The 24,348-nt window shown below is 73.5% G+C and carries 27 protein-coding genes and 1 riboswitch; of the genes, 23 read left to right on the forward strand and 4 right to left on the reverse strand.

The features are described from left to right. Positions 1-17 precede the first annotated feature (17 nt). The 11 genes from CLV28_RS08530 to CLV28_RS08580 all read left to right on the forward strand — a co-directional run bounded on the left by CLV28_RS08530 (position 18) and on the right by CLV28_RS08580 (position 9,604). Positions 18-728 carry an HAD family hydrolase gene (locus CLV28_RS08530; protein ID WP_100422856.1) on the forward strand — a complete coding sequence of 237 codons (711 nt, stop codon included), beginning with the start codon at positions 18-20 and terminating at the stop codon, positions 726-728. A gap of 37 nt (positions 729-765) precedes the next feature. Next, positions 766-1,707, forward strand: coding sequence for a methionyl-tRNA formyltransferase (gene fmt / locus CLV28_RS08535; RefSeq protein ID WP_100422857.1), 942 nt, complete (start codon positions 766-768; stop codon positions 1,705-1,707). Next, complete coding sequence (locus CLV28_RS08540; RefSeq protein WP_239073198.1) at positions 1,704-3,203, forward strand: RsmB/NOP family class I SAM-dependent RNA methyltransferase; 1,500 nt, start codon at positions 1,704-1,706, stop codon at positions 3,201-3,203. The genes fmt and CLV28_RS08540 overlap by 4 nt, the downstream gene beginning before the upstream one ends. A 62-nt stretch (positions 3,204-3,265) precedes the next feature. Continuing rightward, positions 3,266-3,934 carry a ribulose-phosphate 3-epimerase gene (rpe, locus tag CLV28_RS08545; RefSeq protein ID WP_100422858.1) on the forward strand — a complete coding sequence of 223 codons (669 nt, stop codon included), beginning with the start codon at positions 3,266-3,268 and terminating at the stop codon, positions 3,932-3,934. Between the two features lie 204 nt (positions 3,935-4,138). Beyond that, a riboswitch (FMN riboswitch) is annotated at positions 4,139-4,262 on the forward strand. 159 nt (positions 4,263-4,421) lie between these two features. Next, positions 4,422-5,465, forward strand: a complete 1,044-nt coding sequence (gene ribD / locus CLV28_RS08550) for a bifunctional diaminohydroxyphosphoribosylaminopyrimidine deaminase/5-amino-6-(5-phosphoribosylamino)uracil reductase RibD (protein WP_100423112.1) — start codon at positions 4,422-4,424, stop codon at positions 5,463-5,465. Continuing rightward, complete coding sequence (locus CLV28_RS08555) at positions 5,465-6,100, forward strand: riboflavin synthase (protein WP_100422859.1); 636 nt, start codon at positions 5,465-5,467, stop codon at positions 6,098-6,100. The genes ribD and CLV28_RS08555 overlap by 1 nt, the downstream gene beginning before the upstream one ends. Beyond that, a complete protein-coding gene (gene ribB / locus CLV28_RS08560) occupies positions 6,100-7,416 on the forward strand; it encodes a 3,4-dihydroxy-2-butanone-4-phosphate synthase (protein ID WP_100423113.1) in 1,317 nt (438 codons plus the stop codon). The genes CLV28_RS08555 and ribB overlap by 1 nt, the downstream gene beginning before the upstream one ends. Beyond that, positions 7,413-7,880, forward strand: a complete 468-nt coding sequence (ribH, locus tag CLV28_RS08565; protein WP_100422860.1) for a 6,7-dimethyl-8-ribityllumazine synthase — start codon at positions 7,413-7,415, stop codon at positions 7,878-7,880. Before ribB ends, ribH begins: the two co-directional genes overlap by 4 nt. A gap of 62 nt (positions 7,881-7,942) precedes the next feature. After that, positions 7,943-8,206, forward strand: a complete 264-nt coding sequence (locus CLV28_RS08570; protein ID WP_100423114.1) for a phosphoribosyl-ATP diphosphatase — start codon at positions 7,943-7,945, stop codon at positions 8,204-8,206. Between the two features lie 58 nt (positions 8,207-8,264). After that, complete coding sequence (gene hisG / locus CLV28_RS08575; protein WP_100422861.1) at positions 8,265-9,125, forward strand: ATP phosphoribosyltransferase; 861 nt, start codon at positions 8,265-8,267, stop codon at positions 9,123-9,125. Next, positions 9,113-9,604: a PH domain-containing protein gene (locus CLV28_RS08580; protein WP_239073199.1), complete on the forward strand. Its 492-nt coding sequence runs from the start codon at positions 9,113-9,115 to the stop codon at positions 9,602-9,604. Before hisG ends, CLV28_RS08580 begins: the two co-directional genes overlap by 13 nt. Positions 9,605-9,749: 145 nt before the next feature. Here CLV28_RS08580 and CLV28_RS08585 read toward each other — a convergent pair whose 3' ends face one another. Next, positions 9,750-11,696, reverse strand: a complete 1,947-nt coding sequence (locus CLV28_RS08585; RefSeq protein WP_239073200.1) for a DEAD/DEAH box helicase — start codon at positions 11,694-11,696, stop codon at positions 9,750-9,752. Positions 11,697-12,083: 387 nt separating this feature from the next. Here CLV28_RS08585 and clsA point away from each other — a divergent pair, with 387 nt between their 5' ends. From clsA to CLV28_RS15665, 10 genes are all read left to right on the forward strand, one after another. Continuing rightward, positions 12,084-12,662, forward strand: a complete 579-nt coding sequence (gene clsA / locus CLV28_RS08590) for a cardiolipin synthase ClsA (RefSeq protein WP_100422863.1) — start codon at positions 12,084-12,086, stop codon at positions 12,660-12,662. After that, positions 12,659-13,582: a DUF881 domain-containing protein gene (locus CLV28_RS08595; protein ID WP_100422864.1), complete on the forward strand. Its 924-nt coding sequence runs from the start codon at positions 12,659-12,661 to the stop codon at positions 13,580-13,582. The genes clsA and CLV28_RS08595 overlap by 4 nt, the downstream gene beginning before the upstream one ends. Continuing rightward, positions 13,579-13,911 carry a small basic family protein gene (locus tag CLV28_RS08600; RefSeq protein WP_100422865.1) on the forward strand — a complete coding sequence of 111 codons (333 nt, stop codon included), beginning with the start codon at positions 13,579-13,581 and terminating at the stop codon, positions 13,909-13,911. The genes CLV28_RS08595 and CLV28_RS08600 overlap by 4 nt, the downstream gene beginning before the upstream one ends. 10 nt (positions 13,912-13,921) lie before the next feature. Next, entirely contained in the window at positions 13,922-15,292 is a 1,371-nt protein-coding gene (locus tag CLV28_RS08605) for a DUF881 domain-containing protein (RefSeq protein ID WP_100422866.1), read from the forward strand. A 136-nt stretch (positions 15,293-15,428) separates the two neighbouring features. Beyond that, positions 15,429-15,902, forward strand: a complete 474-nt coding sequence (locus CLV28_RS08610) for an FHA domain-containing protein (RefSeq protein ID WP_100422867.1) — start codon at positions 15,429-15,431, stop codon at positions 15,900-15,902. Beyond that, positions 15,899-16,654 carry a transcriptional regulator FtsR gene (gene ftsR, locus CLV28_RS08615; protein ID WP_239073201.1) on the forward strand — a complete coding sequence of 252 codons (756 nt, stop codon included), beginning with the start codon at positions 15,899-15,901 and terminating at the stop codon, positions 16,652-16,654. Before CLV28_RS08610 ends, ftsR begins: the two co-directional genes overlap by 4 nt. A 56-nt stretch (positions 16,655-16,710) precedes the next feature. After that, positions 16,711-17,193, forward strand: coding sequence for a bifunctional nuclease family protein (locus tag CLV28_RS08620; protein ID WP_239073202.1), 483 nt, complete (start codon positions 16,711-16,713; stop codon positions 17,191-17,193). Between the two features lie 212 nt (positions 17,194-17,405). Continuing rightward, positions 17,406-17,978, forward strand: coding sequence for a MerR family transcriptional regulator (locus CLV28_RS08625; protein WP_100422869.1), 573 nt, complete (start codon positions 17,406-17,408; stop codon positions 17,976-17,978). A 146-nt stretch (positions 17,979-18,124) separates the two neighbouring features. Next, complete coding sequence (gene phoA / locus CLV28_RS08630) at positions 18,125-19,843, forward strand: alkaline phosphatase (RefSeq protein WP_239073203.1); 1,719 nt, start codon at positions 18,125-18,127, stop codon at positions 19,841-19,843. A 91-nt stretch (positions 19,844-19,934) separates the two neighbouring features. Beyond that, complete coding sequence (locus CLV28_RS15665) at positions 19,935-20,087, forward strand: hypothetical protein (RefSeq protein WP_170062647.1); 153 nt, start codon at positions 19,935-19,937, stop codon at positions 20,085-20,087. A gap of 92 nt (positions 20,088-20,179) precedes the next feature. Here CLV28_RS15665 and CLV28_RS08635 read toward each other — a convergent pair whose 3' ends face one another. Then, positions 20,180-21,466, reverse strand: a complete 1,287-nt coding sequence (locus CLV28_RS08635; protein ID WP_239073204.1) for a phospholipase D-like domain-containing protein — start codon at positions 21,464-21,466, stop codon at positions 20,180-20,182. A 305-nt stretch (positions 21,467-21,771) separates the two neighbouring features. Here CLV28_RS08635 and CLV28_RS08640 point away from each other — a divergent pair, with 305 nt between their 5' ends. Next, the gene (locus tag CLV28_RS08640) at positions 21,772-22,746 is read left to right on the forward strand and encodes a tyrosine-type recombinase/integrase (protein ID WP_100422871.1); all 975 of its coding nucleotides are present in this window, start codon (positions 21,772-21,774) and stop codon (positions 22,744-22,746) included. On the opposite strand, the gene CLV28_RS08645 is transcribed toward CLV28_RS08640, so the two are convergent. Beyond that, positions 22,700-23,227, reverse strand: coding sequence for a GNAT family N-acetyltransferase (locus CLV28_RS08645; RefSeq protein WP_100422872.1), 528 nt, complete (start codon positions 23,225-23,227; stop codon positions 22,700-22,702). The genes CLV28_RS08640 and CLV28_RS08645 overlap by 47 nt on opposite strands. Before the next feature lie 113 nt (positions 23,228-23,340). Between CLV28_RS08645 and CLV28_RS08650 the strand changes: the two genes are divergently transcribed. After that, positions 23,341-23,868, forward strand: a complete 528-nt coding sequence (locus CLV28_RS08650; protein WP_100422873.1) for a GNAT family N-acetyltransferase — start codon at positions 23,341-23,343, stop codon at positions 23,866-23,868. 54 nt (positions 23,869-23,922) lie between these two features. Here CLV28_RS08650 and CLV28_RS08655 read toward each other — a convergent pair whose 3' ends face one another. After that, positions 23,923-24,192, reverse strand: coding sequence for a DUF7218 family protein (locus CLV28_RS08655; RefSeq protein ID WP_100422874.1), 270 nt, complete (start codon positions 24,190-24,192; stop codon positions 23,923-23,925). Positions 24,193-24,348: the final 156 nt, after the last annotated feature.

Raw genomic sequence — 24,348 nt, forward strand, 5'->3', positions numbered from 1 at the left:
CAGGGGAGGATGGGCCGATGGAACGCGCGACCACCTCGACCACCGGCACGCCCGACGACGCCGTACCGATCGATGCTGTAACCACCGAGGCTGCACCGACCGACCGCGTGCCCGTCGACGCCGTGCTCTACGACTTCGGGAACGTCCTCGTCGGCTGGGACCCGGCGGGAGCGATCCGCGAGGGCATGTCGGCGCACGAGACCGAGCGGTTCCTGCGTGCCGACGACTTCGACTTCGGTGCGTTCAACCACGCGCAGGACGCGGGCCGCTCGTGGGCCGACGCGCTCGCGGAGCTCGCCCGCACGCACCCCCACCACGTCCCCGCGGTCGAGGCGTATCTCGCGCACTTCCCGTCGTCGCTCACGGGACCGGTCGAGGGCTCGGCCGAGCTCGTGGCGGAGCTCGACGCGCTCGGCCTGGCCCTCTACGGGCTCACGAACTGGTCGGCCGAGCTGTTCCACGGCGCCGAGCCCGCGGCCCCGGCGATCGGACGCATGCGGGACGTCGTCGTCTCGGGCCGGGAGGGCCTCGCCAAGCCCGACCCGGCGATCTTCGAGCTCGCGATCGCCCGGTTCGGCCTCGACCCGGCGCGCACCGTGTTCGTCGACGACAGCCCCTCGAACGTCGCGACGGCGGTCGGTCTCGGGTTCGTCGCTCTCCTGTTCACGGGGACCTCGGAGCTCCGCCGTCGGCTGCGCGATCTCGGGGTGGACGTCGCCCCCGCGTGAGCACGTCCGCGACCTCGCCCGCCCGTAGACTCGTCGGATGCGTGTCCTCTTCGCCGGAACCCCCGAGGTTGCCGTCCCCTCGCTCGACGCCCTGATCGACTCGCGCCACGAGGTGGTCGCCGTGCTCACGCGCGCCGACGCCCCCGCGGGCCGCGGACGGCGGCTCGCCCCGAGCCCCGTGCGCGAGCGTGCCGAGGCGGCGGGCATCCCCGTGATCACCGACCGCCCGCGGAGCGAGGGCTTCGCCGAGCGGCTCGCCGAGCTCGAGGTCGACTGCGCGCCCGTCGTCGCCTACGGCGAGATCCTGCGCCGCGACGTGCTCGACGTCCCGCGCCTGGGGTGGGTCAACCTGCACTTCTCGGTGCTGCCCGCCTGGCGCGGCGCCGCGCCCGTGCAGCGCGCGATCATCGCGGGCGACGAGGTGACCGGGGCGTCGACGTTCCTCATCGAGGAGGGACTCGACACGGGGCCGGTCCTCGGCACCATGACCGAGACGATCCGCCCGCGCGACACCGCGGGCGACCTGCTGGGCCGGCTCGCGACGTCGGGCGCCGGGCTGCTCGTCGCGACGCTGGACGCGCTCGAGGACGGCGCGATGTCACCCGTCCCGCAGAGCGAGGAGGGCGTGTCCGTGGCCGCCAAGCTCGCCACCGACGACGCGCTCGTGCGCTGGGCCGACCCGGCGTTCGCCGTCGACCGCCACGTGCGGGGCTGCACGCCGGCCCCGGGCGCGTGGACCACGCTGCCGGACGGCGCCCGGCTCGGGCTGGGACCGGTCCTGCCGCGGCCGGACGTCACGGACCTCGGGCGCGGCGAGGTCCGCGCGCTCAAGAAGGAGGTGCTCGTGGGCACCGGCACGCACGCGGTCCAGCTCGGCGAGGTCGCGCCCGTGGGCAAGAAGCACATGGCTGCGGCCGACTGGGCGCGCGGGGCGCGCCTCGGCGACGACGTCGTGCTCGGTGCGGGGGTCGACGCGTGAGCGCCGACGGACGTCGCGACGCCCGCGGACGCCAGCGTGGTGCGGCACGGGCCCACGGCGACGGTCACCGCAGCACGGCGGCGCCGTCGCAGCGTCGCCGCGGCAGCGACCCGGCCCGGACCGCCGCGTTCGACGTGCTCCGTCAGGTCGACGCCTCCGACGCCTACGCGAACCTCGTCCTGCCGCCGATGCTGCGCGACCGTCGCGTCACGGGGCGCGACGCGGCGTTCGCGACCGAACTCGCGTACGGGACGCTGCGCATGCGCGGGTACTACGACGCGGTGCTCGCGCAGTGCGTGGACCGCGACCTCGACCGGATCGACCCGCCCGTGCTCGACCTCCTGCGGATGGGCGCCCACCAGCTGCTCGGCATGCGGGTGCCGCAGCACGCCGCGGTCTCCGAGACCGTCGGCCTCGCGCGCGAGCGCGTGGGCGCGGGCGCGGCCCAGTTCGTCAACGCCGTCCTGCGCGGCATCACGCGCACGCCGGCCGACGAGTGGACGTCGCGCGTCTCGGCCCCGTCGGTGGAGGCTGGCGACGACGTCGCGCGCCTCGCGGTGACGCAGAGCCACCCCGCGTGGGTCGTGCGCGCGCTGCGCGAGTCGCTCGTCGCCTCCGGGCGCGACGCGTCCGAGCTCGAGGACCTCCTGGCGGCCGACAACGCGGCCCCCCGGGTCACGCTCGTGGTGCGTCCCGGGCTCGCCGACGAGCGCGACATCACCCGGCCCGGGCGGAGCGAGCCCGACGCGTCCCGCGGCCGCTGGGCGCCGACGGCCTACGTGCTGCCGGGCAGCGACCCGGGGGCCATTCCCGCGGTGCGCGACGGGCGGGTGGGCGTCCAGGACGAGGGCAGCCAGCTCGTGACGCTCGCGTTCCTCGCGGCGAGCGTCGAGGGCACGGACGAGCGCTGGCTCGACCTGTGCGCGGGACCGGGAGGCAAGGCTGCGCTCCTGGCCGCGGTCGCGGGGGAGCGGGGCGCCCGGATCGTCGCGAACGAGGTCCAGCCGCACCGGACCGAGCTCGTGCACCGGTCGCTCGGTGCGGTGCTCGCCGACGCGGTCGAGGACGTGCGCACGGGCGACGGCCGGGACGTCGGGCGCGACGAGCCCGCGGCCTACGACCGCGTGCTGCTCGACGCACCCTGCACGGGCCTGGGCGCGCTGCGCCGTCGCCCCGAGTCGCGCTGGCGTCGCACGCCGCAGGACCTCGCGGCGCTCACGGTGCTCCAGCGCGAGCTGCTCGACTCCGCGATCGACGCGGTGCGCCCGGGAGGCGTCGTCGGGTACGTGACCTGCTCGCCGCACGTCGCCGAGACGCAGGTCGTGGTCGCCGACGTGCTCAAGGCGCGCGACGACGTCGAGCGGATCGACGCCGCCGCCGCGGTCCGGGAGGTCGCGGGGGCCGACGTCCCGCTCGGGGACCGTGACGACGTGCAGCTGTGGCCGCACGTGCACGGCACCGACGCGATGCACCTGACGCTGCTGCGCCGGCGGTGAGCACGCCCGCGCGTGCCGCCGCTGCGCGGCGCGCGCGGGGTGGTGCGGCCTAGGCTGGGTGCATGAGCTCGCTGATCACGCCCAGCATCCTGTCCGCCGACTTCGCCAACCTCGAGAGCGAGCTGCACGCGATCGGGACCGCCGACTACGCGCACGTCGACGTGATGGACAACCACTTCGTGCCGAACCTCACGCTCGGTCTGCCCGTGTTCGAGCGGCTCGCGCAGGTCTCGCCGGTGCCTCTCGACGCCCACCTGATGATCGCCGACCCGGACCGCTGGGCGCCCGCCTACGCGGAGGCCGGCGCGGCGTCGGTCACGTTCCACGCGGAGGCTGCGGCGGCGCCCGTGCGCCTCGCGCGCGAGCTGCGCCGCCTGGGGGCGCGCGCGTCGATGGCGCTGCGGCCCGCGACGCCGGTCGAGCCGTACGTCGACCTGCTCGCCGAGCTCGATATGCTGCTGATCATGACGGTCGAGCCCGGCTTCGGGGGGCAGTCGTTCATCGAGGGCACGCTCCCGAAGATCCGCCGCGCCCGGCAGGCGGTCTCGGCCGCGGGGCTCGACGTCTGGATCCAGGTCGACGGGGGAGTGTCCCGCGAGACGATCGAGCGGGCGGCCGACGCGGGCGCGAACGTGTTCGTGGCGGGGTCCGCGGTCTACGGGGCCGAGGACGTCCCGCAGGAGATCGCGACGCTGCGCGCCCTCGCGGACGGCGCCGCCCACACCCACTGACGCCGACGCCCACGGGGTCTTCGTTCGCGTCATCACCAGAATAAATAGTGTGCCAAGCGGTCATGACGACCGCAGTACCACCACGCCCGACAGCTGACCTTCCCGAGCCAGGAAGAACAGGGGGCACGAACGCCGGCGCTGACATCGCGTCGGCGCACCCGCGGGGCGGTGCGCGCCGTGTGGGATGATGGGGGAGCAGTACGTACACGTGCTTCGGGGTCGGTGAAATTCCGAGCCGGCGGTGACAGTCCGCGACCCACGCCTCGGCGTGGTTGACCTGGTGGAACTCCAGGACCGACGGTGAGAGTCCGGATGGGAGAACACGTGGCGACGCCTGCGTCGGCGAGCCGACCGCAGGTGTCGTTCGTCGCGCCGCCCGTCGGCGTGCCGTCGCCCCGGAGCGCCTCGGACCGAGGACGGAAGGGCACGGCAGGTGGCGACCAGCCCCACGACAGGGACGCGCGGCTCCCTCACGATCGACGCGGCGATGCGACGCGCCTTCGAGCTCGCCGCCGAGCGGCCCGTCCTCGGCCCGAACCCCCGTGTCGGCTGCGTGATCCTCGCCCCCGTATCCGCAGCGGCCGGCACCGGACCGGACGCACCCCGCGCCGTCCTCGCCGAAGGGCGCAACGCGGGCCTCGGTCCGCACGCCGAGGCCGTCGCCCTCGCCGACGCCGCCCGGCGTGGGATCGACGTCCGGGGCGCGACCGCCGTCGTGTCGCTCGAACCGTGCAACCACACCGGTCGGACGCCGCCCTGCTCGGTCGCGCTCGCCGACGCGGGCGTCGCCGAGGTCGTCCATTCCGTCGCCGACCCCCACGACGTCGCGGCGGGCGGCGCGGCGTACCTGCGCGGTCGCGGCGTCACGGTCGTGGGCGGCGTCCGACGCCGTGAGGGCGAGGAGCTGCTCGGGGCGTGGTGGCACGCGATCCGTGCGGGGCGTCCGTACGTGACGCTCAAGACCGCGACGTCGCTCGACGGGCGCGTGGCCGCGCCCGACGGGACGAGCCGCTGGATCACCGGCCCCGACGCGCGTGCGCACGCGCACGGCGTGCGCGCCGGGGTCGACGCGATCGTCGTCGGCACGGGCACGGCCCTGACCGACGACCCGTCGCTCACGGCCCGCACGGACCACGGCCTCGCGACGGACCAGCCGCTCCGCGTCGTCGTCGGGCACCGGGACGTGCCCGCGGGGGCCCGTCTGCGGGCCCACGACGGCGGGGAGCTCGTGCCGCTGCGCACCCACGACCCCGCCGAGGTGCTCGCCGCGCTCGCCGCGCGCGAGGTGCGGCACGTCCTCGTCGAGGGCGGGCCGACGCTCGCGACCGCGTTCCTCGCGGCGGGCCTCGTCGACGAGGTCCACGCGTACGTCGCGCCGGTGCTGCTCGGCGCAGGTGCCGGCGCGGTCGGCGACCTCGGGGTCGCCACGATCGCCGACGCCCACAGGTTCACGACGTCGCACGTGCGACGTCTCGGAGACGACGTGCTCGTCGTCGCGCGGGCCGAGCGCCCGCAGGAGGAGGAGAGCTGATGTTCACGGGAATCGTCGAGGAGAAGGGGCTGGTCCGGGGCATCGACTTCCCCGACGGGCCGGACGCCGACGCGGTGCTGACCGTCGAGGGCCCCCTCGTGACCTCGGACGCCCAGCTCGGGGACTCGATCGCCGTCGACGGGGTGTGCCTCACCGTGACGAGCGTCGTGGACGGTGCCTTCACGGCCGACGTCATGCCCGAGTCCTTGCGGCGGACGGCGCTCGGCGACCTCGTGGTCGGGCGCGCGGTCAACCTGGAGCGGGCCGTGCAGGCGCACACGCGCCTCGGCGGTCACGTCGTGCAGGGGCACGTCGACGGCGTCGGACGGCTCGTCTCGCGCACGCCCGGCGCGCGCTGGGACGACCTCGTGCTCTCGGCCCCGCAGGACATCACGCGCTACGTGGCCGAGAAGGGCTCGATCACGGTCAGCGGCGTGTCCCTGACGGTCACGCACGTCGCGGACGACGCGTTCGGCGTCTCCCTCATCCCGACCACCCTGGAGGCGACCACGCTCGGCGGGCTCGTGCCCGGGGACCGCGTGAACCTCGAGGTCGACGTGATCGCCAAGTACGTCGAGCGGCTGCTCGTGCGTGGCGTCGTGCCCGCGAGCGCCGACGGTTCGGGGGTGGCGTGATGGTGGCGCTGGGGTCGGTCGAGGAGGCGTTGGAGGCGATCCGGGCGGGTCGTCCGGTGCTGGTGGCGGACTCTCCTGACCGGGAGAACGAGGCGGACGTGGTGTTCGCGGCGTCGAACGTGTCGGTGGAGTGGGTGGCGTGGACGATCCGGCACTCGTCGGGGTATCTGTGCGCGCCGATGCCGGGGGTGCGGGCGGACGCGTTGGACCTGCCGTTGATGGTGCCGAACAGTCAGGATCCGCGGCGCACGGCGTACACGGTGACGGTGGACGCGGCGACGGGGGTGACGACGGGGATCTCGGCGTCGGACCGTGCGCGGACGTTGCGGGTGCTGGCGGATCCTGCGTCGGGGTCGGTGGACCTGATCCGTCCGGGGCACGTGCTGCCGTTGCGGGCGGTGCCGGGGGGTGTGCTGCATCGTGCGGGGCACACGGAGGCTGCGGTGGACCTGGTGCGGTTGGCGGGGGTCGGCGAGGTCGGGGGCATCGCGGAGCTGGTGCGTGACGACGGGTCGATGATGCGTCTGGGTGATGCGGCGGCGCTGGCGCAGCGGGACGGTCTGGTGCTGATCACGATCGAGGACCTGATCGCGTGGCGGCGGGTGCACGACCCTGTGGTGGTGGAGCCGGAGGTGCGTCCGCGGGGTGCGCGGGTGCAGGCGACGTCGGTCGCGGAGCTGCCGACGGCGCACGGGGCGTTCCGGGTGCACGGGTACCGGGACCTGCGGACGGGGGCTGAGCACGTGGCGTTGGTGCCGCGGGACGTGCCGGTGGGTGGTCCTGGTGGCGGGCCGGGGGGTGCTCCGTTGGTGCGGGTGCACTCGGAGTGCTTGACGGGTGACGCGTTCGGGTCGTTGCGGTGCGACTGCGGTCCGCAGCTGCAGGCGGCGATGGCGCGGGTCGCGGCGCAGGGGGGTGCGGTGGTGTACCTGCGGGGGCACGAGGGTCGTGGGATCGGGTTGTTGGCGAAGGTCGAGGCGTACGCGTTGCAGGACGCGGGTCTGGACACGGTGCAGGCGAACCTGGAGCTGGGGTGGCCGGTGGATCGTCGTGAGTACGGTGCGGCGGCCGCGATCCTGGCGGACCTGGGGCTGGAGCGGGTGACGTTGCTGACGAACAACCCGGCGAAGGTGACGGGGTTGGCGGCGTCGGGGATCGACGTGGTCGACGCGGCGCGCCTGGAGGTGGGTCACGGGGTGCACAACCATGCGTACCTGGTGACGAAGAAGACGGAGATGGGCCACCTGCTGGACACGGTGGTCGTGGCGAGCGCCGGCGGGGAGTCCGCGGGCGATGACGAGGAGGTTGGGCGATGAGCGGGGCAGGTGCACCTCGGATCGAGGTCGACGGCGCGGGGCTGCGCGTCACGGTGGTGGCGGCGAGCTGGCACACGCAGGTCATGGACGGTCTGCTCGCGGGGGCGCGGGGTGCGCTCGAGCGGGCGGGCGTGGCGAACGTGCGGGTGGTGCGGGTGCCGGGGTCGTTCGAGCTGCCGGTCGCGGCGGCGCGCGCGGCGGAGCACGGTGCGGATGCGGTGGTGGCGCTGGGTGTGGTGATCCGTGGTGGGACGCCGCACTTCGAGTACGTGTGCGCGGCGGCGACGAACGGTCTGACGGACGTGTCGGTGCGCACGGGCGTCCCGGTCGGGTTCGGCGTGCTCACGTGCGACGACGAGCAGCAGGCGCTGGACCGTGCGGGGTTGCCGGGCTCGCGCGAGGACAAGGGTGCGGAGGCGGTCGAGGCGGCGATCGCGACGGTCGTCGCGCTGCGCGACCTGTGACGCGCGTCGACCGATCGGCGGACGCGACCGCGAGCGGCGTGGTGTCCGACTACGCTGGCGGGGTGAAGACGTTCGAGTCGCTGTTCGCTGAGCTGTCGGAGAAGGCTGTCACCCGTCCTGAGGGGTCGGGGACGGTCGCGGAGCTGGACGCGGGGGTGCATGCCATCGGCAAGAAGATCGTCGAGGAGGCTGCCGAGGTGTGGATGGCGGCCGAGTTCCAGAGCGACGCGGAGGCGGCGGAGGAGATCTCGCAGCTGCTGTACCACGTGCAGGTGCTCATGATCTCGAAGGGTCTGTCGTTGCAGGACGTCTACCGCTTCCTGTGAGCGGTCGTCCGTGCTGAACCCTCCTGACCGTCCGTCCTACCGATCGAACCGAGGAACCGTGCTGCGCATCGCCGTCCCCAACAAGGGGTCCCTGTCCGAGCCTGCTGCCCAGATGTTGCGGGAGGCGGGCTACCGTCAACGTCGTGACTCGCGCGAACTAGTGCTCGCGGACCCGGACAACGACGTGGAGTTCTTCTTCCTGCGTCCGCGGGACGTCGCGGTGTACGTGGGTGCGGGGACGGTGGACGCGGGCATCACGGGCCGTGACCTGCTGCTGGACTCGGGGGCGCACGCGGACGAGCACCTGGCGCTGGGTTTCGCGGGGTCGACGTTCCGGTTCGCGGCACCGGCGGGCACGGTGACGTCGGTCGAGCAGATCGCGGGCCTGCGGGTCGCGTCGTCGTACAACGTGCTGGTCGCGGAGCACCTGGCGTCGTTGGGCATCGAGCCGGCGGGGATCGTGCACCTGGACGGTGCGGTCGAGTCGTCGGTGCGCCTGGGGGTGGCGGACGTGATCGCTGACGTCGTGGAGACGGGCACGACGTTGCGTGCGGCGGGCCTGGAGGTGTTCGGCGAGCCGATCCTGCACTCGGAGGCGGTGCTGATCAAGCGTCGTGGCGGGGTGGACGGCGGCGGTGACCCGGCGGGTCTGGACGTGCTGACGCGGCGCCTGCAGGGTGTGCTGACGGCACGGCAGTACGTGCTGATGGACTACGACGTGCCGGTCGCGCTCGTGGACGCGGCGGTCGCGCTGACGCCTGGCCTGGAGTCGCCGACGGTGTCGCCGTTGCACGACTCGGAGTGGGCCGCGGTGCGGGCGATGGTGCCGCGCCGGCAGACGAACCAGGTCATGGACGCGCTGTACGACGTGGGGGCGCGCGCGATCCTCGTGACGTCGATCCACGCGTGCCGGCTCTGAGCGTGGGCGCCGGCTCGGCGGGGTCGTCGGCCGGGGGCCGGCGTGACCCGTACGCGACGTTCCGTCCGTTCCTGGGTCGCTGGGTGGCGTACGGGATGGCGGTCGTGGTCGCGGTGTCGTTCGGGTTCGTCGCGCTGACGGCGACCGGCACCATGGACACGCCGGGCAACCGGGCATCGATGGTCGTGTTCGCGCTGCTCGTGGTGGTGCTGCTGTGGCGGCTGGGCAGCGTGCGGGCGGTCGTGGACGCGGACGGCGTGGTGGTGCGCAACCTCGTGCACACGCAGCGGTTCGCGTGGACGCAGGTCGTCTCGGTGCGGTTCGGCCCGGACCAGCCGTGGTTGCGCCTGGACGTCTCGGACGGGCAGACGGTCTCGGTGCTCGCGGTGCAGCGGGCCGACGGTGCCCGCGCGGAGGCCGAGGCGCGGCGCATGGCGTCCCTCGCGCAGGCGCACGGCGAGGCCCCCGAGCGGGACTGAGCTCGGCGCGGGACTGAGCTCGGCGCGTCGTCAGCGGTCGACGAGAACTGCGTGACAGCTGCACCACGGCACGACGACACGACGAAGGCCCAACGACGAAGGCCCCCGAGCATCTGCTCGGGGGCCTTCGTCGTACGGTGCTGGGTCAGCGGGCCGAGGTGTGGCGCGGCTTGCGGTCGTACCGCTCGCCGCCACGCGAGTCCGGTCGACCCGAGGGGCCGTGCCCGTGCTCACGACGACCGCCGTCACGCGCGTCGCGGTACGACTCGCGCCCGCCCTCGCGCGGCGCGCGCGCCGGGGCGCCGCGGTCCTCGCTGATGCGCAGCGGGCGACCGGCCACGCGGGCCCGCGAGATGCGGTCCATCGTGTCGGCGTTCATCGGCGTGAGGATGTCCACGAGCGAGAACGTGCCGAAGATGTCGATCTTGCCGAGGTCCTTGCCCGTCAGGCCGCCCTCGTTCGTCAGCGCACCGACGATGCCGCGCGGCTCCGCGCCGTGCGTGTGACCCACGGCCACCCGGTAGCGGGTGCCCGACGACTCGCGGCTCGTGCGACGCTCGGTGCGCTCGCGACGCTCGTCGTCACGCGGGCCACGGCGCGGGGCACGGTGGTCCTCACGGTCCCGGTCGCTGCTGCGCGCACCGCGTGCCGCACGCGCCTCGGCACGCTCGGCCTCGAACCGCTCCTGCTCCTCACGGGCCTGCGGACCGTCGTCCCCGACCGCGAGCGCCGCGAGGGCGGCCGCGAGGTCGAGGGGGTCGGTGCCGGTCTCGGCGAGGTGCGCGGCGACGAGCTCGCGGTACATGCCGAGCCGGCCGGCGGCGATGCGCTCGGGCAGGCGGGCGAGCAGCGTGCGGGTCTTGTGCGCGGACACGTCGGCGGGCGAGGGGATCTCGACCTCCTCGAGCTGCACGCGGATGGTGCGCTCGATCGCCTTGAGGCGGCCGCGCTCGTGCGGGTTGACGAACGACAGCGCGGTGCCGGTGCGCCCGGCGCGCCCCGTGCGGCCGATGCGGTGCACGTACGACTCGGGCTCCTTGGGCAGGTCGAAGTTCACGACGAGCCCGATCCGGTCGACGTCGAGGCCGCGGGCGGCGACGTCGGTCGCGACGAGCACGTCGACCTGGCCGGCGCGCAGGCGCTCGACGATCTTCTCGCGGTCCTTCTGCGCGACGTCGCCCGAGATGGTCGCGGCGGAGATGCCGCGCTCGACGAGCGCGGCGCCGACCTCGTCGGCCGCGGAGCGGGTGCGCACGAACACGATCGTCGCGTCGGCGTCGGACGTCTCGATGACGCGGGCGAGCGAGCCGGCCTTGTGGCGGAACGGCACGACGGCGTACGTCTGACGCACGGACGTGACGGTCGTGGCCTGGCGGGTCACGGCGATCTCGACGGGGTCGTTGAGGTGCTGGGCGGCGACGCGACGGATCTGCGGGGGCATGGTCGCGGAGAACAGGGCGACCTGACGCTCGCGCGGCGCCTGGGAGAAGATCGTGTCGACGTCCTCCGCGAAGCCCATGCGCAGCATCTCGTCGGCCTCGTCGAGCGCGAGGAACCGGATCGCGTCGAGCGTGAGGGTGCCGCGCTCGAGGTGGTCGATGACGCGCCCGGGGGTGCCGACGACGATCTGGGCGCCGTCGCGCAACGCACGAGCCTGAGGGCCGAACGGCGAGCCGCCGTACACGGCCTCGACGCGCACGCCCGGCAGCGCGGAGGCGAACGTCGAGATCGCCTCGGCGACCTGCATCGCGAGCTCGCGGGTGGGGGCCAGCACGAGGGCCTGCGTGGCGTCCAGGTGGGGGTCGATCGCGGCGAGCATCGGCAGGCCGAACGCGGCGGTCTTGCCCGTGCCGGTCTGCGCGATGCCGGTGATGTCACGGCCCGACAGGAGCGTCGGGATGGCCTGGGCCTGGATGGCGGACGGCGTCACGAACCCGAGGTCCGCGACCGCACGCTGCAGCTCGGCGGGCAGACCCAGGTCGGCGAACGTGGGGCCGGTCGGCTCCGCGGGCGCGGTCGTGGCGGTCGGGGAGTCGGTGGCCGTGGTGGAGATGTCGGAGGCGCGCTCGGGCGCGCGGACGTCAGTCGTCAAGGATCTGGACCCGTTCGTGAAAGGGGGGTCGGAGCCGAATGCGGTCACCGGGACGGCTCTCCGCAGGTCGCACTCCCGAACACACATGCGTGGGCCATCTAGGGCCACGCTCACACGAACACGCGGGAACAGCGACAGAACTCCAAGGGGATGACTCCATCCTACGCGCCGCACGCCCCGGGGCACAGGGGCGCCCCCGGTGAGGTCCACCACAGGTCGCCCGCGTGCGCCCTGCACCCGGCGGCGTCCGCGATCCGTAGGATGTGCTGCGCGGGGCGCCCACGCCCGCGGCACGCACCGTGCGCGGTCGTGGTGCGGGCGCACGAGCGCAGCCGGCACGGTCGGCAGACGGTCGGCAGGCGGGCACAACCAGGAGGGACGCGGACCATGGGGGACGACGACGCCGTGAGCACCCGCGTGCTGACCGTCCCGAACCTCATCTCGATCGCCCGCCTCGCCCTCGTGCCCGTCTTCGGGGTGCTGATCGCGCAGGAGCGCGACGCCGCCGCGCTCGTCGTCCTTGCCGTCTCGGGCGCCTCCGACTGGCTCGACGGGTACCTCGCACGCCGCCTGCACCAGACCTCCCGCCTGGGCCAGATGCTCGACCCGGCCGCCGACCGGCTGTTCATCCTCGTCACGCTCGTCGGCCTCGCCTGGCGCGACATCATCCCGCTGTGGCTCCTCGTCGTGGTCGTCGCCCGCGACGTGCTCATGCTGTGCCTGCTGCCCGCCCTGGCCCGCCACGGCCACGGTCCCCTCGCCGTCACGTTCGCCGGCAAGGCCGGCACGTTCGCCCTGCTGTACGCGTTCCCGCTGCTGCTGCTCGCCACCGCCCCCGGGCCCGTCGGCGACGTCGCCGCCGCGCTCGGGTGGGCGTTCGCCTGGTGGGGCGTCGGCCTCTACTGGGTCGCGGGCGTGCAGTACGTGCGACAGACCCGCCAGATCCTCACCCAGGACGTCCCATGACACCCCACCCCCCGCCGTCCGCCCCCGCCCGCGAGCGCCGCCCCGACGAGTCGATGACGCTCCTGGTCGAGACCATGGAACGACCCCTGGACCCCGGGTACGCGCAGGCCGCGCGCGAGCGTGCCGCCGGCACCCGCGGGCCGCGGCGCGCGGTCACGAGCGTGTGGGTCGCGCTCCTGGCGGTCGTCCTCGGGTTCGGCACGGCCGTCGCCGCGCGCGCCCTGAACGCGCCGGAGCCGTCGGCGCTGGCCGCGCGCACCCTGCTGGAGGACGAGATCGCGAGCCGGCAGGCGGAGGCCGACGCGCTCACCGCCCGGGTCGACGCGCTCGACGACGAGGTGGACGCGCTCGGCGCGCAGGCGCTGAGCGAGGAGGAGCCGGCGCTGCTGGCCTCGCTCGAGGCTGACGGCGTGCTGTCCGGGTCGGTCGCGGTCAGCGGCCCGGGCCTGGTCGTCACGCTGCGCGACGCGTCGGGGTTCGACGACGCGCAGATGTCGTCCGACTCGCGCGTGCAGGACGACGACCTGCAGATCGTCGTGAACTCGTTGTGGGCCTCGGGCGCCGAGGCGGTCGCCGTCAACGGGCGACGGCTGACGGCGCTGAGCGCGATCCGTACCGCGGGCGACGCGATCCTCGTGGACCTGCAGCCGCTGTCCAGCCCGTACCGGGTCGTCGCGATCGGCGACCCGGGCAGCCTCAAGGCGGACTTCACCCGGTCGGTCGCCGGCGGCTACCTGGTGACCCTGACGAACTACGGCATCCAGAGCTCGGTCGTGGGGCAGTCGAGCCTCGAGGTCCCCGCCGACGCGTCGCTTCGTCTCTACCACGCGGTGCCCGTAGACTCGCCGACGGCCGCACCGGAGGAGTCGTCGACGACCCCGTCCGCACGCAACGACGAAGAACAGGGGAGTGGTCGGTGATCGCCGTCATCGGGCTGATCGTGGGTGTCGTGGCGGGGTTCGTCCTGCAGCCCGAGGTCCCCGTCTACCTGCAGCCCTACCTGCCGATCGCGGTCGTCGCCGCGCTCGACGCGCTCTTCGGTGCGCTGCGGGCCAAGCTCGACGGCCTGTTCGACGAGAAGGTGTTCCTCGTGTCGTTCGCGTCGAACGTCGTCGTGGCCGCGCTCATCGTGTTCCTCGGCGACCAGCTCGGTGTCGGCGCGCAGATGTCGACGGGTGTCGTCGTGGTGCTCGGCATCCGGATCTTCTCCAACGCGGCCGCGATCCGCCGGCACCTGTTCAAGGCGTGAGCTGCACGGCATGAGCACCGACGAGACCAGCGGCGGCATGAGCAGCGACGACCTGGACCGCGACAGCCAGAACCCCGGCGACGCGGGCCATGGGGACACGGGCCACCGCGACGTGGGCCACGGCGAGACGGCCGGTGGCACGACCAGCGGCGGCACGAGCTCCCGCGAGCCCGACGCGACCCAGGACGACGCCGTGCACGACTTCGCCGAGCGGGACGACGCCGTGCGGGACGAGGATCCGCAGACGGAGGAGCCGCAGCACGAGGGCCCGACCGACGACGACCGCGAGCGCCAGGGCGAGTCCGTCGGCGCTCCTGGCGACAGTCTCGCCGACGGGCTCGGCGACGCGGGAGCGCCGGACGCGCAGGTCGGGCCCGAGGCGGAGCCCACCCTCGACCCGCAGCCCACTCCTGAGGTCGGGGTCGCCCGGCCCGTGCGACCCCGTCACGGGCAGGACGACGTCCTCGACCTCGGCGCGGGTGACGCGCAGGACCAGCCCGACCACGCGCCGTCCGACGCGGACGAGAGCACGGACGAGTGGGCCGACGACAGCAGTACGCCGTCCGACGCCGGGAGCACTGAAGTCGAGAGCACGAAGCCCGGGAGCACTGACCCTGGGAGCACTGACGCCGATTCGTCGGGTGCGGACGCACCGCTCACGGGCCGGGCCGCGCTCGTGTCCATGCTGAGCCTGCGTCGCTCGCGCGGGCAGATGCTCGCCGCGGTGCTGTGCGGGCTGCTGGGGTTCGCGCTCGTCGTGCAGGTCAGCTCGAACCGCGACCAGGACCTCTCGTCGTTGCGGCAGAGCGACCTGGTGCGCCTGCTGGACGAGGTCACCCAGCGCACGCACACGCTCGAGGACCAGGTCGACGACCTCGAGTCCACGCGTGACGAGCTGCAGTCGGGCGCCGACGGCAAGGAGGCGGCGCTCGAGCTCGCCCAGCAGCAGGCGGTGACCGAGGGGATCCTCGCGGGCCGCCTCGCGGTGCACGGGCCAGGCATCGAGATCACCGTCATGGAGACCGGCGACGCCCTGCCCGCCGCGTCGATGTTCAACATCCTCGAGGAGCTGCGCAACGCGGGCGCCGAGGCGGTCGCGGTCAACGGCGTCCGGCTGGTCGCGTCGTCCTACTTCGAGCGCACCGACGACGGGCTGGTCGTCGACGGTCAGGTCATCACGTCCCCCTACCGGTGGAGCGCGATCGGGGACCCGCCGACCATGGAGACCGCGCTCGAGATCCCCGGCGGGGCGATGGCGTCGGTACGCACCAAGGGCGCCGACGAGACGATCCGCCAGCTCGACGACCTCACGATCGACGACGTCGCCGACCCGCAGGAGGCGCAGTTCGCCACGCCCGTGCCCGAGCCGGCGAAGGGCTGAGCGCGGGACGTGCCGGGTCCGGTTCGCGGCGAACCCTGGCCGGGGGTGCGTCGGAGCCGCGCGCGACCCTAAGGTGTAGTAGTTTGCGGCGTCAGACAGCGGTGCTGAACGCGCCGGTACCTGCCGAGGAGGCGACATGACGACCCCGGGTGAGTTCGACCCCCAGGCCAGCAGCGACACGACCATCAGCTTCGGACGCCTGGACCCTGCGGCGGTCGAGGAGGCACCCCAGCCCGGGGGGCTCACGGCCGAGGAGAACGCGGCGGTCGCGGCCCTGCCGGAGACGTCGGCGCTGCTCATCGTGCGGCACGGGCCCGGGGCGGGCGCACGGTTCCTGCTCGACGCCGAACGGACCGTCGCGGGCCGCAGCGAGCGAGCCGACATCTTCCTCGACGACGTGACCGTCTCGCGCAAGCACGCCGAGTTCGTGCGTGAGGGCGGCCGCTTCGTGGTGCGCGACATCGGCTCGCTCAACGGCACCTACCTCAACCGTGCACGCATCGACCTGATGAGCCTGACCACGGGCGACGAGGTCCAGATCGGCAAGTTCCGCCTCACGTTCTACGCCGGGCAGCGTGCCGCGGCCGCACCCGGGGCAGGAGGGGTGTGAGCGCCTTCGCCTCCCGCGCGAGCTCGCCCGAGCCCGCTCCCGAGCCGTGGCCGCAGGGCATCTCGCGCCGCGCGTCCATGCGCATCTCGGACGTCCTGGCCGGTCTGCGCGCCGACTTCCCGGGTGTGAGCCACTCCAAGCTCCGGTTCCTCGAGGAGCAGGGACTCATCGACCCCGTGCGCACCGCGTCCGGGTACCGGCAGTACAGCCCGGCCGACGTCGAGCGGCTGCGGTTCGTCCTGACCGAGCAGCGTGACAGCTACCTGCCGCTGAAGGTCATCAAGGAGCGCCTCGCCGAGCTCGACGCCGGGACCGCGGTCGCCGGCCCCGCCCCCCGACTGGCCGCGCCCGCCGAGCCGGGCGAGGACGTCGACGCGCTGCCCCTGCGCTTCACCGTCGAGTCCCTCGCCGGCACCGCGGGCGTCGAGACCGCGTTCGTGGACGCGCTCGTCGACGCCGGGGTGCTGCACAAGTCCGCAGGGGGCCAGCTCGACGCCGCGTGCCTCGAGGTCGTGCGGATCGCCGCGTCCCTCGCCGAGCACGGCATCGAGCCCCGCCACCTGCGGTCCCTGCGCACCGCCTCGCAACGGCACGTGAGCCTCGTCGAGCAGGTCGTCGCACCGTGGCAGCGTCAGCAGACGCCGTCGGCCCGCGCGCACGCCGGGACGGTCGCCGCCGAGATCGGCGAGATGTGCGCACGCCTGCACACGGTGTGGGTGCGCCAGGGCGTCGCGGACGCCACGTCAGGCTGACCTGCACCGTCACGCTTCCACCTGACGGCCCGCCTGCGGCGTCGTACCGTGGAGCGGTGAGCGACGACGTCCCCATGGTTCCCGTGGACGTGCTCGGTGTGCGCCAGCGCCCCACCGAGCACGAGATCGTCGTGCTGCTCCTGGACGCCGTGTCCGAGCTCGTCGTGCCCATCGTGATAGGCCCGCGCGAGGCCGCCGCGATCGCCGCCGCGCAGGGCGGCCAGGTGCCGCCCCGCCCCCTGACGCACGACCTGCTGTGCGACGTGCTCGAGGCGGCACAGGTCGACCTGTGCCAGGCCGAGATCGTGGCCCTCGACGACGGGATCTTCTACGCCGAGCTCGTGCTCAGCAACGGGCGCCGGCTCGACGCACGCGCGTCGGACGCGATCGCGCTCGCGGTGCGCACCGGCAGCCCGGTGCTGTGCTCGGCCGAGGTCGTCGCGACGTCCGGCGTCGAGATCGTCTCCAGCGCCCAGCGCCGCGACCTGGAACGGTTCCACGTCTTCGTCGAGCGCCTCACCCCCGAGGACTTCATGTGACACGCACCGCACCCGGGCACGACACGGCGAGCCTCACCTCGAGCACGAGGTCCCGCCCCTAAGGTTGAACCAGAGGTTGAACGTCCGGCCCGGCAGCGGGCCCGCACGACACGCACCAGGCCGGCGAGCCCCGGTCGTTGACGGCCCACCGGCCGCCCCATAGCGTTGACGAGCACACGATCGCTGGAGGCATTGTGAACACGAGCGGACCGATGGGTGCCGACGCCCGCCCCGCCCTGCCGCACGGCGCCCAGGGACTGCTCTTCGGCGAGGACCTGTCCGAGCAGGACGCCTCGACCGGCTACCGCGGGCCGACCGCGTGCCGTGCCGCCGGCATCACCTACCGACAGCTCGACTACTGGGCGCGCACGGGGCTCGTCGAGCCGTCGATCCGCTCCGCGACCGGCTCCGGCACGCACCGGCTCTACGGGTTCCGCGACATCCTCGTGCTCAAGGTCGTCAAGCGGCTGCTCGACACGGGCGTGTCCCTGCAGCAGATCCGCGCCGCCGTCGACGCCCTGCACGAGCGCGGCGTCGAGGACCTCGCCCAGATCACCCTCATGAGCGACGGCGCGAGCGTGTACGAGTGCACGTCTCCCGACGAGGTCGTCGACCTCGTCCAGGGCGGCCAGGGCGTGTTCGGCATCGCGGTCGGGCGCGTGTGGCGCGAGGTCGAGGGGACCCTCGCCGAGCTGCCCACCGAGTCCCTCGACGGGGCCGAGGTGGCCGAGGTCCCCGGCGACGAGCTCGCGGCCCGCCGCCGCTCGCGCACCGAGGCCGTCTGAGGCTCTCGCCGACGGTTGCCCCGGGTGCCAGAAGTTCGGCCCGGCCACCCTGGCACGTCACCCCGGCGCCACCGGCACGTCACACGGGTGCGTTTTCGTGAGGTACCGCGGCACACGCCGCATCCCTCTCACGAAGGAGCATTCCTGTGCGAAGCACAGCGCAGCGGATCACCGTGTCCTCGATCCTGGCGGGCGCCCTCGTCCTGGGCGCCGCCGGCGCGTACGCGAGCGGCACCGACCTCACGGGCCACGGCGACGCACGCCGACTGAGCGGCGACCAGACCAGCGCGGTCAAGGCCGAGGTCAAGGGCGGCAAGGCCAAGAACGTCATCCTGCTCATCGGCGACGGCATGGGCGACTCCGAGATCACGATCGCCCGCAACTACGCCTACGGCGCCGCGGGCCGCCTGCCCGGCATCGACGCCATGCCGATGACCGGCCAGTACACGACCTACTCGCTCGACCCGAGCAACGGCAAGCCCGACTACGTCACGGACTCCGCGGCGTCCGGCAGCGGGTGGGCGACCGGCACCAAGACGTACAACGGCGCGATCTCCGTCGACGTCGACGGCGTCGCGCAGAAGTCGATCCTCGAGATCGCCAAGGCCAACGGCCTGCGCACGGGCGACGTGTCGACCGCCGAGCTGCAGGACGCCACCCCGGCGGTGCTCGTCTCGCACGTGACGAGCCGCAGCTGCTACTCGCCGACCTCGACCGCGGCCAAGTGCCCGACGAACGCGCTCGAGAACGGCGGCGCCGGGTCGATCACCGAGCAGCTGCTCGACGCACGCCCCGACGTCACGCTCGGCGGCGGCGCGGCGTCGTTCGCCGACACCGCCCGCGCCGGGCAGTGGAAGGGCAAGACCCTCGCCGCGCAGGCCACCGCGCGCGGCTTCCAGGTCGTCGACGACGCCGCAGGCCTCGACGCGGTCACGCGCGCCGACCAGACCAAGCCCGTCCTGGGGCTCTTCACGGCCGGGAACATGCCGACCGTGTGGCAGGGCCCGGCCGCTACGCGCACCGGCGGCACCGAGCCCGCCGTGACGTGCACCGAGAACCCCGCGCACACGTCCGAGGTGCCCACGCTCGAGGCCATGACGACCAAGGCCATCGACCTGCTCGACGCCCCGGGGGCGAAGAAGGGCTTCTTCCTGCAGGTCGAGGGCGCGAGCATCGACAAGCAGGACCACGCCGCGAACCCGTGCGCGCAGATCGGTGAGACGGTCGACTTCGACCACGCCGTGTCCACGGCACTCGAGTTCGCCAAGGCCGACGGGAACACCCTCGTGGTCGTCACCGCCGACCACGGTCACTCGAGCCAGATCGTGTACCCGAACTCGACCACGCCGGGCCTGACCCGCACCCTGACCACGGTCGACGGCCAGCCCATGACGATCGCGTACGGCACGGCCGACGAGGGCGGGTCGCAGGACCACACAGGCACCCAGGTGCGCGTCGCCGGGTACGGGCCGGGCGCGGCGAACGTCGTCGGCCTCACCGACCAGACGGACCTGTTCTTCACGATGCGCGACGCCCTGCGCCTCGACGACTCCCTCGATCTGCCCGGCGCCCCGGAGATCCGCAACGTGTCCGTCTCCGACGGCGCGGTGCTCTCGGGCCGCAAGAAGATCGTCGTCACGCTCGACGCGAGCCCGAAGTACACGTACATCGAGCTCAACAAGGCCGGCGTGTGGAAGACCGACAACACCAAGGCCCCCGGCAGCACCAACGCCGGCAGCAAGCCGACCCTCGTGATCGACACGCGCGACTACCCGAACGGCACCTACGGGCTCAAGATCGACGCCGTGGGCATCGACGGGCGCACCACCGAGAAGACGATCTCGTTCGAGATCCGCAACCGCTGATCCCCGGCCACCCGGGCGCGACGCCCGCTCCCCGCGTGCGGGGGGCGGGCGTCGTCCTACCCTGGGGTGAGCCCACCAGCGAGGAGCCGACATGAGTGCACCCACCCCGCCCGAACCGTCCGCGGTGAGCGACGAGATCCTGCGCGAGCACCCCGAGTTCGCCGAGCCCCACATGCTCGAGGACGACGAGAGCGTGCCCCCGCGCCCCGAGGAGGAGGTCGCGGACGCCGTCCGCGACCGGTGAACGCCACACCGCGCCACGCCCCGCAGGGCGTGGCGCGGTGAGTACGACAGCAGGTGAGTGCTACATCGGGAGAGTGTTATAGCGGGAAAGTGTTACAGCAGGGGGCGCAGGGGGCGCAGCGAGATCTCCGAGAGCTTGGCGACCACGGGGCGCGAGACCCACTCGTCGAGGGTGAGCTCGCGGCAGTTCGTCAGGTCGGTGTCGAACACGTCCTGCATGCGCGCCGCGAGGCCCTCGTCGACGATCTCGATGTTGACCTCGTAGTTGCCGGTCAGCGACAGCCGGTCGATGTTCGCGGTGCCGATCGTGGTCCAGGCCCCGTCGATCGTCATGGTCTTGGCGTGCACCATGGCGTCGCGGAACAAGAAGATGCGCACCCCGCCGTCGAGCAGCGTCGTGAAGTGCCCGCGCGAGAGCCAGTCGGCGAGCACGTGGTTGGACCGCTCGGGCACGACCACCCGCACGTCGACGCCGCGCGCGGCCGCGACGAGCAGCCCGTCGAGGATCTCCGCGTCGGGGATGAAGTACGCCTGGGTGATCGAGATGCGGTCGGTCGAGCGGTCGATCGCGTCGAGGTACATGTTGCGGATCGGGAACGTCAGGTGCGCGGGAGCGTTGCGCGCGGCGCGCACGTGCGGGTCCCACACGGGCGAGCCCGGGTCCTCCAGCGGCGGCTGCGTCGCGTCCCGGTTGACGTTCCAGAAGTCGACGAACGCGTTGCGCAGCTCCCACACGGCCGGGCCGGTCAGGCGGCAGTGCGTGTCGCGCCACTGGTTCGCGTAGTCCGCGCCGATGTTGTACCCGCCGACGAACCCGACCTCGTCGTCGACCACGAGGATCTTGCGGTGGTCACGGCCGGACTTGCGCACGTTGAGCGCGAGTATCCCGGGGCGGAACACCGGGAACCGGATGACGTGCACCTGCGGGGAGAACGTCAGGAACTTGCGCGGCACGACGAGGTTCGCGAACCCGTCGTAGACCACGAACACGTCGACGCCGCGCGCGGCGGCGTCCTCGATCGCGTCCTTGAACTCGCGCCCGACCTGGTCGTCCTTCCAGATGTACGACTCGATCATCACGGTGCGCTGCGCCCCGCGGATCGCGGCGAGCATGTCGGCGAACAGGTCCTCGCCGTACGTGTACACGCGCGCGCTGTTGTCCCCGACGTTCGTGTCGCTCGGGGGAGTGATGGGGAACTTGCCGGACAGCGGCCGCGAGCGCCGTCGGATCATGTCCGAGACGGTGATCGCGCCGGCGACGGCGAACGGGACCGCGGCCGCGACGAGCGCCGTGCGGGTCACGACCTTGCGGGCACGCTCGGTCAGGGGGCGGCCGGGGGTGATGGTGGGCAGCAGCGAGGCGAGGTAGTCATCGGGCACGCACCGAAGACTACGGGGCGTGGCGGGTGTCCACCGGTCGAACGGTGCCGCACGACGGCGCGTCCGAGGGTGATCTGTCCGGTGCTTCGTGCTGGACGATGCGTTTGTCCCAGAACGATCCTGCGGGCCGTCCGCAGATCCGGTCCCGCGGGTCCGGCGGCCCCGAACTTCTGGGTGGCTCCGCCGAGCAGGGCTGCCGAGTCGCTCCGGGGGAGAGGGGGACCCGTCGGATCGAACGCCTGTTCGAATGCGGTCCGTGACATTGAACTACCCGATAACAGGTCTTTTCAGGTAAAGTCCGTTTCGTGGTCTTCGACGTGGTTCCTTCCGGTCGGACGGCGGCGGCCGACGTCCGCCTCGACCGCGCCCACCGCCGGTGGCTGGCCGGGCTCGCACCCTCGACCCGGCGCGGGTACTCCGCGGACGTCGCCGCCTGGCTCGCATGGTGCGCCGCGCACGGTGTCGACGCCGGGCACCCGTCGGGGCGCGACCTGGGGGAGTACCTCGACACCCTCGCCGACACCGTGTCGATCGCGACCCGCGCGCGCCGCCTGGCCGCCGTCCGCTCGTTCTACGCGTGGGCCCGCGACGAGGGAGCGAGCGACGCGGACCCGAACCCGCCGCGGCGCTCCACACCCCGGGTGCGCGGCCTGGACGCCGCCCGCCTCGGCGGGCTGTCCGCGACCGAGGCCCGCACCCTCATGAGCGCCGCCGACGCCCACCACCCCCGCTCGGCCGCGCTCGTCGCGTTGCTGCTGACCACCGGGCTGCGCATCTCCGAGGCCCTGAGCGTCAGCGTCGGGGACCTGCGCCCCGACACCCACGGCCGCGTCCTGCTCACCGTGACGGGCAAGGGCTCCAAGGTCCGCACCGTCGTCGTGCCCGAGCTCGCCGCGCACCGCTGCACCGTCATCGCCGGCCAGCGCGGGCGCACCGCCGCGCTGTTCGTGACCCGCACCGGCAAGCGGTGGAGCGCCGACGAGGCCCGCGACCACCTCGCCCGCCTCGGGCGACGCTGCGGCCTCATGGGCCTGCACCCGCACGCCCTGCGGCACACCGCCGCGACCCTGGCGCTCGCGGGCGGCACCAACATCGAGGCCGTGCGCGCGATGCTCGGGCACGCCTCGCTCGCCACCACCCAGCGGTACGTCACCGCGGCCGGAGCGCTCGACGCCTCACCCGCCGAGGCGTTGGCCGCGCAGTTCGTCGCACCGACCGCCAGCGAGCCGACCGCTAGTGGGGAGCAAGCCCCCGCGGCGGGCGGAACTTCGACGACATGACGGTGCAGGTGCGGCCGCCGTCGCCGACGCCGTCCGCCTCGCGGGTCATGCCGATCTTCTCCGCCACGCGTCGTGAGGCCACGTTCGCCGGCGCGATGATCGCGACGAGCTCGTCCGCGCCGATCACGTCCCGGGCCAGGTCGCGGCACGCGGCCGCCGCCTCGCTCGCGTACCCCCGGCCTTGCAGCTCGCGACGCACGTGGTAGCCGACCTCGAGGCGACGCACACCGTCGACGCGCTGCCACGTGAGCCCGCAGTCACCGACGAACTCGCCCGCCCGGGTCTCGACGATCCACAGCCCGTACCCGTGCTCGGCGTAGTTCGTCAGGTTCCAGTCGATCCACGCGCGGGCCTCGTCCCGAGTCTTCGGGGCCGGGTAGTGCGCCATGACCTGCGGGTCACCCAGCAGGGCGGCCATCGCGTCGACGTCGGCCCGGGTCATCTCACGAAGACGCAGGCGGGCCGTGTCGGGGGGAAGCATGTCCCGAACCTACCGAACGCCGGTAGCCTACGGCGATGCCCCGCGACGTCGATTCCCCTGACGAGTCCTGCGCCCAGGCCCGCGTCGAGTCCTCCACCGCCCCACGATGGCGGGTGCGCGTAGCACAGGCCGCGGACGCCGACGCCATCGCCCGCGTGCACCACGCCTGCTGGGTCGAGACCTACACCGGCCTCGTGCCCGAGGAGTTCTGGCAGCGCGGCACCCTCGAGAGCAGGCAGCGCATGTGGACGGCGATCCTCGGGACACCCGCTGCACCCCGCGACCCCCAGGACGAACGCGCCATCGTCGCCGAGGTCGTCCCCGCGTCCGGAGTCGCCGACATCGTCGGGTTCGCCCTCGCCGGCCCCGCACGCCCCGACGACATGACCCGCACGACCGTCGCCGAGCGCCAGCTCAGCGCCCTCTACCTGCTCAAGACCCACCACGGCACCGGCATCGGACAAGCCCTGCTCGACGCCGCCCTCCCAGACACCGCGAGCATCCAGCTCGGCGTCGTCGAGGACAACCCCCGCGCCGTCGCGTTCTACACCCGCAACGGGTTCGTCCCCGACGGCGCTCGCGGGCGACTCGACTGGTTCGGTGGGCTCACCGAGATCCGGATGGTGCGCGCGGCGCGGTGACCGCACCCACCCGGCGGGCGGCACGCCGCCGGCACCGGGACGACCCTGGCACGATCACCTGTCGCGCAGCGCCTCGATCAGCTCGGCCTTGCGCATCGACGACCGTCCCTCGACGTCGAGCTCCGCGGCACGCCGGCGCAGGTCCGCGACCGTCCACTCCTCGTACGCGGGCGCCTCGCCGCCCTTGCGACCCACCGCGCTGCGGGACGACGCGGCCGCGGCGTTCGCGATCCGCGCCGCCTTCTCCTTCGAGCTGCCCTCGTCCCGCAACTTCTCGTACAGCTCAGGGTCCTTGACGCTCGGACCCGGACGACGTCCCGGCATGATCCCTCCCCGTGCTCGACGACCGACCCCACCACTGTGCGCACGCCCGACGCCGCACGCACCCCGGCCCCCGGCCCCCAGCTCGCCAGCGCGGCGCTCTGCACCACAGCGCTCTGCACCACAGCGCTCTGCACCACAGCGCTCTGCACCGTGGCG

The sequence above is a fragment of the Sediminihabitans luteus genome, assembly GCF_002797595.1.
GTDB classification, from domain to species: Bacteria; Actinomycetota; Actinomycetes; order Actinomycetales; family Cellulomonadaceae; genus Paraoerskovia; species Paraoerskovia lutea.